This window comes from Polaromonas sp. JS666, assembly GCF_900103405.1.
GTDB lineage: Bacteria > Pseudomonadota > Gammaproteobacteria > Burkholderiales > Burkholderiaceae_C > Polaromonas.
Genome location: NZ_FNHX01000001.1, coordinates 611,147 through 623,565 on the forward strand (window position 1 = coordinate 611,147; position 12,419 = coordinate 623,565).

General features: G+C 65.8%; 9 protein-coding genes. 5 read left to right on the plus strand and 4 right to left on the minus strand.

All coding sequences use genetic code 11. The features are described 5' to 3' along the window. Positions 1 to 262 precede the first annotated feature (262 nt). From BLQ85_RS03015 to glp, 5 genes are all read left to right on the plus strand, one after another. Complete coding sequence (locus BLQ85_RS03015) at positions 263 to 1,696, plus strand: aldehyde dehydrogenase family protein (RefSeq protein WP_074574664.1); 1,434 nt, start codon at positions 263 to 265, stop codon at positions 1,694 to 1,696. Positions 1,697 to 1,797: 101 nt separating this feature from the next. Next, positions 1,798 to 2,559, plus strand: a complete 762-nt coding sequence (locus BLQ85_RS03020; protein WP_074574666.1) for an SDR family oxidoreductase — start codon at positions 1,798 to 1,800, stop codon at positions 2,557 to 2,559. A gap of 104 nt (positions 2,560 to 2,663) precedes the next feature. After that, a complete protein-coding gene (gene moaA / locus BLQ85_RS03025; RefSeq protein ID WP_074574668.1) occupies positions 2,664 to 3,791 on the plus strand; it encodes a GTP 3',8-cyclase MoaA in 1,128 nt (375 codons plus the stop codon). 1 nt (position 3,792) lies between these two features. Further along, the gene (gene mobA, locus BLQ85_RS03030) at positions 3,793 to 4,440 is read left to right on the plus strand and encodes a molybdenum cofactor guanylyltransferase MobA (protein WP_074574669.1); all 648 of its coding nucleotides are present in this window, start codon (positions 3,793 to 3,795) and stop codon (positions 4,438 to 4,440) included. Continuing rightward, a complete protein-coding gene (gene glp / locus BLQ85_RS03035) occupies positions 4,437 to 5,741 on the plus strand; it encodes a molybdopterin molybdotransferase MoeA (protein ID WP_074574671.1) in 1,305 nt (434 codons plus the stop codon). The genes mobA and glp overlap by 4 nt, the downstream gene beginning before the upstream one ends. 28 nt (positions 5,742 to 5,769) lie before the next feature. Here the strand turns inward: glp and BLQ85_RS03040 are convergent, their stop codons facing one another. From BLQ85_RS03040 to rnhA, 4 genes are all read right to left on the minus strand, one after another. Continuing rightward, on the minus strand, positions 5,770 to 6,837 hold the full coding sequence (locus BLQ85_RS03040; protein ID WP_139200868.1) for a hypothetical protein: 1,068 nt from the start codon (positions 6,835 to 6,837) through the stop codon (positions 5,770 to 5,772). A 228-nt stretch (positions 6,838 to 7,065) separates the two neighbouring features. Further along, on the minus strand, positions 7,066 to 10,239 hold the full coding sequence (locus tag BLQ85_RS03045) for an efflux RND transporter permease subunit (protein ID WP_074574676.1): 3,174 nt from the start codon (positions 10,237 to 10,239) through the stop codon (positions 7,066 to 7,068). Between the two features lie 28 nt (positions 10,240 to 10,267). Then, positions 10,268 to 11,650, minus strand: coding sequence for an efflux RND transporter periplasmic adaptor subunit (locus tag BLQ85_RS03050; RefSeq protein ID WP_074574678.1), 1,383 nt, complete (start codon positions 11,648 to 11,650; stop codon positions 10,268 to 10,270). Positions 11,651 to 11,914: 264 nt separating this feature from the next. Then, entirely contained in the window at positions 11,915 to 12,397 is a 483-nt protein-coding gene (gene rnhA, locus BLQ85_RS03055) for a ribonuclease HI (protein ID WP_074574680.1), read from the minus strand. Between the last annotated feature and the right edge of the window lie 22 nt (positions 12,398 to 12,419).

Here is a 12,419-nt window from a genome sequence, read left to right on the forward strand (position 1 = left end):
GACCGCAGTTGCCGGCTGCTGCCGCTGTCAGCGCCCGCCGGGCGCAATGAGGGCACCCTTCCATTTGTAGGAATTGGCGAGGTGCGTGTGTAGGTTTGATCCTACAGAAAGTACGATTCCCACACAGCAAAAATGTTGTAAACGGCACCTCGCCACGCCACACCAGGGCGTGAAAAACGCACGCTTTTTGAGACCGTTACGCGGGGCCCGGCGGCGCGGGTCCGCCGCCACCGTTGCAGCCGCTTTCAAGCAAAATCAGGCGATGCAGCTCAATTACATCGCCAACGCCTCCCTCCCCTCCGTCTCCGGCAAGACCATTCCCGTCATAGACCCGTCCGACGGCCAGGTGTTTGACGAGATCCAGCGCAGCAACGCGCACGACATCGACACCGCCGTGCGCAGCGCGCGCGAATGCCTGGAACTGGTGTGGAGCCGCTTCAACGCCGCCGAGCGCGGGCGCCTGCTGATGCGTCTGTCGGCCAAGGTGGCCGAGCATGCCGAGGAACTGGCCCAGCTGGAGCAGCGCGACTGCGGCAAGCCCACCAAACAGGCGCGCGCCGACGCGGCGGCCCTGGCGCGCTACTTCGAGTTCTATGCCGGCGCCTGCGACAAGCTGCACGGCGACACCATTCCCTACCTGGACGGCTACAGCGTGATGACCTGGCGCGAGCCACACGGCGTTACCGGCCATGTCATCCCCTGGAACTACCCCATGCAGATCTTCGGCCGCAGCGTGGGCGGCGCGCTCGCCGCGGGCAATGTCTGCGTGGTCAAGCCGGCCGAGGACGCCTGCCTGTCGCTGATCCGCGTGGCGCAGCTGGCCGCCGAAGTCGGCTTTCCGGCCGGCGCCATCAACATCGTGACCGGTTACGGCCATGAAGTGGGCGACGCGCTGGCGCGCCACAAGGGCATAGACCACATCAGCTTCACCGGCAGCCCCGCGGTAGGCACGCTGATCCAGCAAGCGGCGGCCGAGCGCCATTGCCCGGTCACGCTGGAGCTGGGCGGCAAAAGCCCGCAAATCGTCTTTGCCGACGCCGACCTGGACGCCGCGATTCCCGCCATCATCAATGCCATCGTGCAGAACGCCGGCCAGACCTGCTCGGCGGGTTCCCGCCTGCTGGTGGAGCAGGCGATTTACGAGCCGCTGCTGCAGCGCCTGGGCCACGCCTTTGAAAACCTGCGCGTCGGCCCCGCCGCCATGGACCTTGACGTCGGCCCCCTGATCCGGCAAAGCCAGCAACAGCGCGTCTGGGATTTTTTGAGCGACGCGCAGGTCGCCAACATCGCCATGGTGGCCCAGGGCCAGATCGTCGATGAAGCGCCCGACACCGGCTTTTACCAGGCCCCCACCCTGCTGCGCGACGTGCCGGCCACGCACCGGCTGGCCCAGGAAGAAGTCTTCGGCCCGGTGCTGTGCGCCATGAGCTTCAAGGACGAGAACCACGCCGTGGAACTCGCCAACGCCACCCAGTTCGGACTGGTTGCCGGCATCTGGACGCGCGACGGCGCGCGCCAGTTCCGCATGGCCAGGCGCGTCAGGAGCGGCCAGGTCTTCATCAACAACTACGGCGCCGGCGGCGGCGTGGAGCTGCCTTTCGGCGGCGTGAAGTCCTCGGGCTACGGGCGCGAAAAAGGCTTTGAAGCGCTGTACGGCTTCACCACGCTGAAGACCGTGGCAGTGCGGCATGGCTGAACGCGCCGCATCCGGTCCCAATACCCGCCGCGGCCCCGGGGCCGGGATGTAATAAGCTCACGTATCAGTTCGATAAATTCAAAATACCTGGAGACAAACCCATGCGGGTCAAAGACAAGTCCATCATCGTCACCGGCTCCGGAGGCGGTATCGGTGAAGGCATCGCCCGGCGGCTGGCGGCCGAGGGCGCCAAGGTCATCGTCAACGACATCAACATCGCCCTGGGCGAAAAAGTCGTGGCCGCCATCACCAAGGCCGGCGGCACGGCCTCCTTCTTCGCGGCCGACGTGACGAAGTCCGCCGAGGTCAAGGCCCTGGTCGACGCCGCCGTGCAGCGCTACGGCCGGCTCGACGTGATGGTCAGCAACGCCGGCTGGACGCACCGCAACCAGCCCGCGCTGGACGTCAGTGAAGAGGATTTCGACAAGTGCTACGCCATCAACGTCAAAAGCATTTACCTGGCCACCCTCCACGCCACGCCGGTGTTCCGCCGCCTGGGGGGCGGCAGCTTCATCAACATCGCTTCCACGGCCGGCGTGCGCCCGCGCCCGGGCCTGACCTGGTACAACGGCTCCAAGGGCGCCGTCATCACCACCTCCAAATCGCTGGCAGCCGAACTCGGTCCCGACAACATCCGCGTCAACTGCGTCAATCCGGTGTTCAACCCCGACACCGGACTTTCGGCCGAATTCGCCGGCGGCCCGCTGGACGAGGAGCGCAAGGCCCGTTTTCGCGCCAGCATCCCGCTGGGGCGCTTTTCGACCGCGCTGGATGTGGCTAATGCTGTCCTTTACCTGGCCAGCGATGAGGCGGATTTCATCAGCGGCATATGTCTTGAAGTAGATGGAGCCCGCTGCGTCTGACCCCGGTGGTATCCCCGGGATGACGTGCATCCTTTGGGGATAAGGCCTCTTTTTAACGCCTTGGAAGGACCAATGGAGTAAATTCTCCCTTTGGGCCCCTCACGATGACGACCGAAAAAATCATTCCGCTGGCAGATATCCGCTACGCAAGCCGCGTGCCGCACATCCCTGCCCGGGTCACGGCGCCCACGGGCCTCTTGAGCGACACGCGGGGCCGGCCGCTGCGGGACTTGCGCATCAGCGTGACCGACCGCTGCAATTTCCGCTGCAGCTACTGCATGCCGCGCGAGGTCTTCGACAAGGATTACGCCTTCCTGCCGCAAAGCTCGCTGCTGAGCTTTGAGGAAATCACCCGCCTGGCCAAGATCTTCGTGGCGCATGGGGTGGAAAAAATCCGGCTGACCGGTGGCGAACCACTGCTGCGCAAGCACCTGGAGGTGCTGGTTGAAATGCTGGCCAGGCTGCAGACGCCGCAGGGCAAGCCGCTGGACATCACGCTGACCACCAACGCCTCGCTGCTCGCCAAAAAAGCCCAGTCGCTCAAGGACGCCGGCCTGCAACGCGTCACCGTGAGCCTGGACGCGCTGGACGACGCCACCTTCCGCCGCATGAACGACGTGGATTTCCCGGTCGCCGACGTGCTCAAGGGCATAGAAGCCGCGCAAAAAGTGGGCCTGGCGCCGCTCAAGGTCAACATGGTGGTCAAGCGCGGCACCAATGACGCGGAAATCCTGCCCATGGCCCGGCATTTCCGCCATACCGGCGCGGTGCTGCGCTTCATCGAATACATGGACGTAGGCGCCACCAACGGCTGGCGCATGGACGAGGTGCTGCCCTCGGCCCAGGTGGTGGAGCGCCTGAACGCTGAATTTCCGCTCACAGCCATCAACCCCAACTACAGCGGCGAGACTGCCGAGCGCTGGCGCTATGCCGACGGCGCGGGCGAGATCGGCGTGATCAGCAGCGTGACCCAGGCTTTTTGCAGCGACTGCAACCGGGCGCGCCTGTCCACCGAAGGCAAGCTCTTTCTCTGCCTGTTCGCCAGCCAGGGCCAGGATTTGCGTGCCCTGCTGCGCGGCGGTTATGCCGACGAGCAGATCGCGGCGGCCGTGGCTCATATCTGGCAGGGGCGCGATGACCGCTATTCTGAGCTGCGTGCCGCGCTGCCGGCCGACACCAGCATGCCCGACAGCCAGGCCAAACGCGTCGAGATGAGCTACATCGGTGGCTAGCATGACAAGCAACAGCCACAACACCTCGCTGCACGCCGAAGCCATCACCGGCCTGATCCTGGCCGGCGGGCGCGGTTCGCGCATGGGTGGCGTCGACAAGGGCCTGCAGAATTTCAACGGCGTGCCGCTGGCCCTGCACACGCTGATGCGGCTCTCGCCCCAGGTCGGCGAGGTCATGATCAATGCCAACCGCAACCTGGCCGCCTATGAGGCTTTCGGCGTGCCGGTCTGGCCCGACAGCACCGGCCTGGGCGAATTCGCCGGGCCGCTGGCGGGTTTCCTCACCGGCCTGGAGCGCTGTGAAACGCCCTACCTGCTCACCGTGCCCTGCGACACGCCGCTGTTCCCTGACGACCTGGTGGCGCGCCTGGCCGAAGCCTATGTGCGCGAAGGGGCCGACTTCGCCGTGGCCGCCGCGCCCGAGGAAGACGGCCAGCTCAGGCCGCAGCCGGTGTTTTGCCTGATGGGCACCCACATGCTCGAAAGCCTGGTGCGCTTCACCCATGGCGGCGGCCGCAAGATAGACGCCTGGACAACGCAGCACAAAACCGTGTCCGTGCCCTTTGACCGGCCCGGCGACGACGCGCACGGTTTTTTCAACGCCAACACCCTGGCCGAGCTGCATCAGCTCGAATCGCGCCTGCCGTGAAGACGCTGGACCAGATCGCGGCCGAACTGCAGGGCTACGACCCGCAAGCCCTGTCGGCCGGCCAGGTGCTGGATTTCCTCTCGCGCCTGGTGGCGCCGGTCCAGGACGCGATCAAGCTGCCGCTGTTTGAAGCCCTGGGCCGCGTGCTGGCCGAGGACGTGGTCTCGCCCTTTGACGTACCGCCCCATGACAACTCGGCCATGGACGGCTTTGCCTTTGACGGCAGCCAGCTGGCCGCCGGCACGGCGCTGGAACTGCGGGTCGCGGACGGCACGGCGCTGGCCGGCAAAGCCTGGCAAGGCAGCATGCAAACCGGCCAGTGCGTGAAGATCATGACAGGCGCCATCATGCCCGCCGGCCTGGACACCGTGGTGCCGCAGGAATTCGTCAAGCAGCACCCGGACGGCAGCATCAGCGTCCCGCCCGGCCTGCTGCGCGCCGGTGACAACCGCCGCCTGCGCGGTGAGGACCTGACGCAAGGGCTGCCGGCGCTGCGCAGGGGCGAGGTCCTCACGCCGGCCCGGCTGGGCCTGGCGGCCTCCCTGGGCCTGCCCACCCTGCCCGTCTGGCGGCCATTGCGTGTGGCCTACTTTTCCACCGGCGATGAAATCCTCTCGCTCGGCGAAGCGCCGCGCGAAGGCGCGGTCTACGACAGCAGTCGCTACACCGTCTTCGGCATGCTGCGCCGGCTCGGCTGCGAAGTCATCGACATGGGCGTGGTGCGCGACGAGCCGGCCCTGCTCGAAGCCGCTTTCACCGAGGCCGCCGCACGGGCCGATGCCATCATCACCTCGGGTGGCGTCAGCGTGGGCGAGGCCGATTTCACCAAGGCCATGATGAAAAAACTCGGCGACGTCGCTTTCTGGCGCATCGCCATGCGGCCCGGCCGGCCCATGGCTGTGGGGCGTATACCCCCTGCCGCGCAGGGCAGAGCCAACAACCCCAACGGCGCGATCCTGTTCGGACTGCCCGGCAACCCGGTCGCCGTGATGGTGACCTTTCTGGCCTTTGTGCGCCCCGCGCTGCTGCAGATGATGGGCGCCGGCGCCGCGCAGCCGCCGCTGCTCAAGGCCCGCAGCCTGGAGCCCATGCGCAAAAAAGCCGGGCGCACCGAATACCAGCGCGGCTGGGTTTCCACCGCGGCCGATGGTTCACTGCAGGTCAAGACCACAGGCAGCCAGGGCTCGGGCGTGCTGCGCTCCATGGCCGAGGCCAACGGCTTGATCGTGCTGCACCACGCGCAAGGCAATGTAGCCGTGGGCGATGAAGTCGATGTGCTGATGTTTGACGGCGCCCTGTAATCCATCAGACGCGCGGCGCCGACAGGGCCTAGTCGTTGCGAGGAACTGGTAGCGGGAGCAAGTCTTCGTAGCCGAAAAAATAGGGTACGACCCGAAAACCCATCAGCAAGCCGCCGTTTTCCGGCGCGGCGTTCAGGCGCTCATAGTCCTGCGCGGCCAGGGGCTGTATTTTTTCGGCATCGCGGTGCCGGCTGAAAACATCATGGCGCCACTGGTAGACCTCACTGAGTTTTTCCTGGTAGGAATAGTGGTGATCGTTGTCGTTGTAATAGTCGTCAAACCGGTTGCCTCCCAGGTAGATGGCGTTGGAACCCTCATACCCCGTTTTCTGGTTGGTGCGTACATCGGTGTTCAGGAAATACACCCAATCGCCCGGAACAAAGTTGCCGGGGGCAACATCGCCCACCATGCGCAAGACCTTGCCAGGCCGCTCAAGCTCCAGGGGATCAAAATCCACTTCGAAGCTCCACATGCGGCCGGGCTCCAGGTCCACCAGAGGCTCCCCATCGGCCAGCAAGCGCCGCTCCACGACGCGTGCCTTGCCGGCATCCCTTTTGACACGGCGAAAGTAATCCAGCGCCCCTTGCGCAAAGACCACTTTGGTCGCGGCGTAACAGCCTATGTCGTACTTCCCCTGCTCAAAAAACATGTCATTCAGGGCTTTGTGCAAAGGGGTATGTAGCCTGGGCGTTCCATTGGCCCAGTAGCGGGCATTCCATTTGGCGGGGCCGCCCTCGGGCCAGCCCCATTCCAGCACCTCGGCCCAGGCCACGGTGTTCTGGCGAATGCCGACATGGTCGGCCAGGGCCTGCACATCGCAGGCCCTTCCCCTGAATTCGGTCAAGCGGCCCGGGTGCAGCAAGGCCAACAGGATCTCTTTTTGGGAGACTGTCCGGAGTTTGCGCATCTTGTTGTTTTTCACCGGCATCAGCAGCACCTCGTCCTTGATCGCCAGCTCAGTGCGTTGCGCCAGAAGCAGGGTGCTCACAGTCGTGCCCGACCCCAGCAGGGAATAGGTCATGGCCCCCCGGGGCTTATCGACGGTCTCCTTCACCAGGCGGGCCGGAATGCCGAGCCGCTGGAGGTAATGAAACATGTTGGGGCTGAGCTGCTCCAGCTGGGATGGTGAGCAGAAGAAGCGCACACCATAGCTCCCGGCCTCCGGCGCCTCCTGGGCTTGCGCGAAAGCCGTATGGGCCGCCGCAAGCAGGAGCGCAATCAGGAAAGAAGCAGTTATACGGATCCGGCCCGTGAGGGTCGCGGTCAAAACAGCGGTCTCACCACCATGCCAGCAACCCGGCCTGGAATACGCGGCGCCTTCCGGTCATTTCGCCACGTACTCCGGATGTTCATGGTGAGCATCCGGCTCTTCTTTCGCGACCGCCTTGTTCGCGCCCGGAATGGCCTTGCGCGCAAACAGGGTGTACATGGTGGGCACCACAAACACAGTGAGCAAGGTGCCCAGGGACATGCCGCCGACGATGACCCAGCCGATCTGGATGCGGCTTTCGGCGCCCGCGCCCTTGGCCAGGGCCAGCGGCAAGGCGCCCAGCACCATGGCGCCGGTGGTCATCATGATGGGGCGCAGGCGCTGCGCCGACGCCTTGACCAGCGCGTCTATCATCTCCAGCCCCTGGCCGCGCAGCTGGTTGGTGAATTCGACGATCAGGATGCCGTGCTTGGTGATCAGGCCCACCAGCGTGATCAGGCCGATCTGCGAATACACATTGAGCGAGCCGCCCGACCATTTGAGCGCGAGCAAGGCCCCGATCATGGACAGCGGCACCGAGAGCATGATGACCAGGGGGTCGATAAAGCTCTCGAACTGCGCCGACAGCACCAGGAAAATAAACAGCAGCGCGAGCACAAAGACGATGGCCAGCGCGCCCTGGGAACTTCGGAACTCGCGCGAGGTGCCGTTGAGGTCGGTGCTGTAGCCGGTCTTGAGCACCTTGGCGGCGGTCTGGTCCATGAACTTGAGCGCCTCGCCCAGCGAATAGTCGCTGGCCAGGCTGGCCGTGATGGAGACCGAGCGGCGCTGGCCGAAGTGGTTGAGCTCCCGCGGCGAGACGCTTTCACGCACCTTGACCAGCGCCGACAGCGGGATCATGGCGTCGTTACGGCCGCGCACGTAAATGCGGTCTATGCTCTCGGGCGTGATGCGGCCGCTGGCCTCGGTCTGCACGATCACGTCGTACTGCTCGGCATCGCGCTTGTAGCGCGTCACATTGCGCCCGCCCAGCAGGGTCTCGATAGCCTTGGCGACCACCTGCACGCTCACGCCCAGGTCGGCCGCCTTGTCGCGCTCGACCTCGATGCGCAGCTCGGGCTTGTTCAGCCGCAGGTCCACGTCGGGCGAGACGATGCCGGGGTTTTTGGCGATCTCGTCCAGCATCTGGCGCACCACGGTGTTCAGGTTCTGGTAGCTGTCGGAGGTCTGGATCACAAAATTGAGCGGCCGTTCGCGAAAGCCCTGGCCCAGCGAAGGCGGCGTGATCGGAAAGGCGGTAACCCCCGGCAGTGCGTTGAATTTGGGCTGCAGCTCGCGCGCCATGTCCAGGGTGGAGCGCGAGCGCTTGTCCCAGTCGACCGTGCGGTAGACCACGCTGGCCTGGGCCACCGTGGGGTTGCCGACGTTGGCGAAAATCCGGTCGAACTCGGGGAAGGGCTCGCCCATCTTCTCGAGCGCCTTCGCATAGCGGTTGGTGTAGTCCAGCGTCGCGCCGTCCGGCGCATTGACGTTGGCCAGGATCACGCCGCGGTCCTCGATCGGCGAAAGCTCCTGCTTCATGCTCGGGAACACCAGCGCGATGGCCAGTGCGCTGAGCAGCATCACGCCGATGACGATCCAGCGCGCCTGCAACGCCATGCCCTTGAGCCGCTGGGCCAGCGAGGGCCGGCTGCCCTCTTCCACCTCCGGCACATAGCGCGTGGTGACCACCCAGCGCAGCACCGCGCCGTAACGGTCGGAAATCGCGGTCAGGGCCCGCTCCATGTAGCGGTCAAAACGGTTGGGCTTGGGGTTGTGCTTGAGCAGCTGGGTGCACATCATGGGCGTCAACGTGAGCGCGACAAAGCCCGACACCACCACCGCGCCGGCCAGCGCCAGCGCGAACTCTACAAAAAGGCGGCCGGTGCGGCCCGGCGTGAAGGCCAGCGGCGCGTACACGGCCACCAGCGTGGCCGTCATGGTGACCACCGCAAAACCGATCTCGCGCGCGCCCTTGATGCCGGCCGAGAACGGGTCCATGCCCTCCTCGATGTGGCGGAAGATGTTCTCCAGCATCACGATGGCGTCGTCCACCACCAGGCCGATGGCCAGCACCAGCGCCAGCAGGGTCAGCGTGTTGATGGTGAAGCCCGCCAGGGCCATCATGGCGAAGGTGCCTATCAGGCTCACCGGAATGGTGACGATGGGGATGATGGAGGCGCGCAGCGTGCGCAGGAACACAAAAATCACCAGGGCCACCAGCACGATGGCCTCGGCGATGGTGTGGTACACATTGTTGACCGAGCGGTCGATGAACACCGAGTTGTCGTTGGCGACGTCGATCAGCATGTCGGCCGGCAGGTCGGCCTTGAGCTTGGGAAAGACCTCCCGCACGCCCTTGGACAGGTCCAGCGGGTTGGCCGTAGCCTGGCGGATGACGCCGACCGCCACCGCCGAGCGGCCGTTGAGCCTGACCGCCGTGCGTTCGTCGGCCGCGCCCTCCTCCACGCGCGCGACGTCGCGCACCTTGACGGAAAAGCCGTTGACGTTCTTGATGACGATCTCGCGGAACTGCGCGGGCCTGACCAGGTCGGTCTGCGAGGTCACGCTGAATTCGCGCTGCTGCGACTCGATGCGGCCGGCCGGCAGCTCCAGGTTGCTGCGGCTGATGGCGTCCTCCACGTCCTGCGTGGTCAGCTTGTAGGAGGCGAGCTTGTCGGTGTCCAGCCAGATGCGCATGGCGTACTTGCGCTCGCCGAAGATGCGCACGTCGGCCACGCCGGTCACGGTCTGCAGGCGCGGCTTGACAATGCGGTTGACCAGGTCGTTGATCTGCAGCGGCGTCAGCGAATCGCTGGAAAAAGCCACCTGGATGACCGGGAAGGCGTCGGCCTCGACTTTGGCAATCACCGGCTCTTCAATCGCCTGCGGCAGGCGGTTGCGCACGCGCGAGGTGCGGTCACGCACCTCGGCGGCGGCCGAATCGGCGTCTTTCTCAAGGCGAAAGCGCACGCTGATCTGCGCCTGGTCGGCCCGGCTGATGGAGGTGATCACGTCCACCGCGTCGATGCCGGCGATGGAGTCTTCCAGCGGCTTGGTGACCTGCGACTCGATCACCTCGGCCGACGCGCCGGCGTAGCGCACGCTGACGGTCACCACGGGTTCGTCGATCTTGGGGTACTCGCGCACGGCCAGGCGGTTGAAACTGACCGCCCCGATGAGCACGATCAGCAGGGACAGCACGGTGGCAAAGACCGGGCGGCGTATGGAGACTTCAGCGAGTTGCATGGGAATCTATGGAAACCGGGCCGGCCGCTCAGGTGGGGTCGCGCGCCGGCGGGCCCGCGGGAATGCGCTCGGCCGGGCTCAGGCTGCGCACCGGCACCAGGCCCCGCGGGGCCTCGGACACAACGACGCCGCAGGGGTTGGGGCCGGACAGCGGCGCCTGGGCCGCGGGCTCCGCGGCAGCGGCTTTCACCGGGGCGGGTGCTGCGCTGGCGGCGGCAGGCGTAGCGGCCGCAGGGGCCGAAGCGCCCGCGACCGGAGCGGCGGCTTTTGCATTGCCCGCGCGGGCCGAAGCACCCGCTGCCAGGTCCACCACGGTGACCAGCGTGCCGTCGCGCTGCACGCGCTGCTGGCCGGCCGCGACCACGGTGTCGCCGGCCTCCAGGCCTTCAAGAATCTCGACCTTGCCCGGGCTGCGCAGGCCGACCTTGACCTCCACGCGCTTGGTCGTGCGGGTCTGCTCGTTCGGGCCTTCCAGCAGCTTGATGACGAACTGCCGTCCGCCCTGCGGAACAATGGCCTCCTCGGGCACCACACGGGCGTTTTCGCGCACACCGAAAACGGTGTTGACGCGGGCGAACATGCCGGGGCGCAGCTGCAGCTGGCGGTTGTCTATGCAGCCGCGCACGCCTATGGAGCGGCCGTTGGCGTCGATCAGGGGATCTATGGCCTGGATCTGCGCGTTGTACTTGCGGCCGGGCAAGGCGTCGATGTCGAGCACGGCCGTCTGTCCGCGCTTGACCTTGTTCTGGAAACGCTCGGGCAGGCGGAAGTCGACAAAAATCGCCTCGATGTCCTCGATGTTGACGATATCCGCGCCGTCCTTGAGGTAGTCGCCCACGTTGACCAGGCGTATGCCGGCGATGCCGTCAAAAGGCGCGACGATTTTCAGGCGCGCCGCCGTGGCCTTGGCCAGCGAGAGCTTGGCTTCTGCCACCTGCAGGTTGGCCGCGCTTTCATCGAGGGAGCGCTGGCTGATGAAGTTTTGCGCCACCAGTTCCTGGTTGCGCTTCTGGTTGGCCCGGGCGATGGAGAGTTCCGCCTGGCTTTGCTGCACCTGGGCCAGCGGCAGCTGGTCGTCGAACTGCACCAGCACCTGGCCTTTGCGCACGCGCTGGCCGTCGGTGAAATTGAGCTGGGTGATGCGCCCGCTGACCTCGGGCCGCAAGACCACGCCGCGGCGTGAACGCAGGCTGCCCACGGCTTGCGTGTCGTCCGACAGCCGGGCCAGTTCCACTTTGGCGGCTTCCACCGTGACCGGTTTCCCCGAATTGGCGCCATTGCCGTTACCGGCTGCTGAAGGTGTGGCGTTTGCGGCATCCGGCGCCTTGGGTTTCTGGAGCCACCAGGCGGCGCCCGATGCGACCGCAATGCCCGCGACGGCGACAGCTGTATAGATTGCTTTGGATGCCATGGGGAAGGAACTTGTAATACAAAGAGATACAAACTTCCAATGTAGCAGGACACCATGGCGCGCGCAGCCTTTTCTCGCCCTTGCCAGGGGCAAGCGCGGTAGCTTTACAACGGCTTTACCAAAGGCCGGCGGCCGCCGTGGGCCGGATGCTACGTACGCTTATGGTGCATGCCGGCGCGCGGACATCGGCGCCGGCCGTTCCTGCTTGGGTCGCGTTTTTTAGCGCATGTTCCCGCCGCCGCCCGCGGCCCACCCGGGCGCTTGTTACAAGCGGCCCAGCGCGCGCTCCACGCCCTTGTTGGCCAGCGCGTCGGCGCGCTCGTTGCCGGGGTCGCCGGCGTGGCCCTTGACCCAGCGCCAGTCGATCTTGTGGCCGCTGCTGCTCACCAGCGCGTCCAGGCGCTGCCACAGGTCCACGTTCTTGACGGGGGCCTTTGCCGCCGTGCGCCAGCCCCTGGCCTTCCAGCCGTGGATCCACTCGGTGATGCCCTTGCGCACGTACTCGCTGTCGAGGTACAAGGTCACACTGCAGGGCCGCTTGAGCGCCGCCAGGGCCTCGATGACGGCCGTCATTTCCATGCGGTTGTTGGTGGTGCCCAGCTCGCCGCCGAACAGTTCTTTCTGGGTGCCGCCCTGGGTCAGCAGCACACCCCAGCCGCCAGGCCCGGGATTACCCTTACATGCGCCGTCGGTGTAGATCACGACGGGCTGGGATGCGGCGGCGGGGCTGGTGGATAAGTCGGTCATGCGTTGCTTGCTGCTTATGAAA

Coding starts and splice junctions, on each gene's coding strand:
- BLQ85_RS03015 (WP_074574664.1), top strand. CDS start 263: ATGCAGCTCAATTACATCGCCAACGCCTCCCTCCCCTCCGTCTCCGGC.
- BLQ85_RS03020 (WP_074574666.1), top strand. CDS start 1,798: ATGCGGGTCAAAGACAAGTCCATCATCGTCACCGGCTCCGGAGGCGGT.
- moaA (WP_074574668.1), top strand. CDS start 2,664: ATGACGACCGAAAAAATCATTCCGCTGGCAGATATCCGCTACGCAAGC.
- mobA (WP_074574669.1), top strand. CDS start 3,793: ATGACAAGCAACAGCCACAACACCTCGCTGCACGCCGAAGCCATCACC.
- BLQ85_RS03040 (WP_139200868.1), bottom strand. CDS start 6,837: ATGTTTCATTACCTCCAGCGGCTCGGCATTCCGGCCCGCCTGGTGAAG.
- BLQ85_RS03045 (WP_074574676.1), bottom strand. CDS start 10,239: ATGCAACTCGCTGAAGTCTCCATACGCCGCCCGGTCTTTGCCACCGTG.
- BLQ85_RS03050 (WP_074574678.1), bottom strand. CDS start 11,650: ATGGCATCCAAAGCAATCTATACAGCTGTCGCCGTCGCGGGCATTGCG.
- rnhA (WP_074574680.1), bottom strand. CDS start 12,397: ATGACCGACTTATCCACCAGCCCCGCCGCCGCATCCCAGCCCGTCGTG.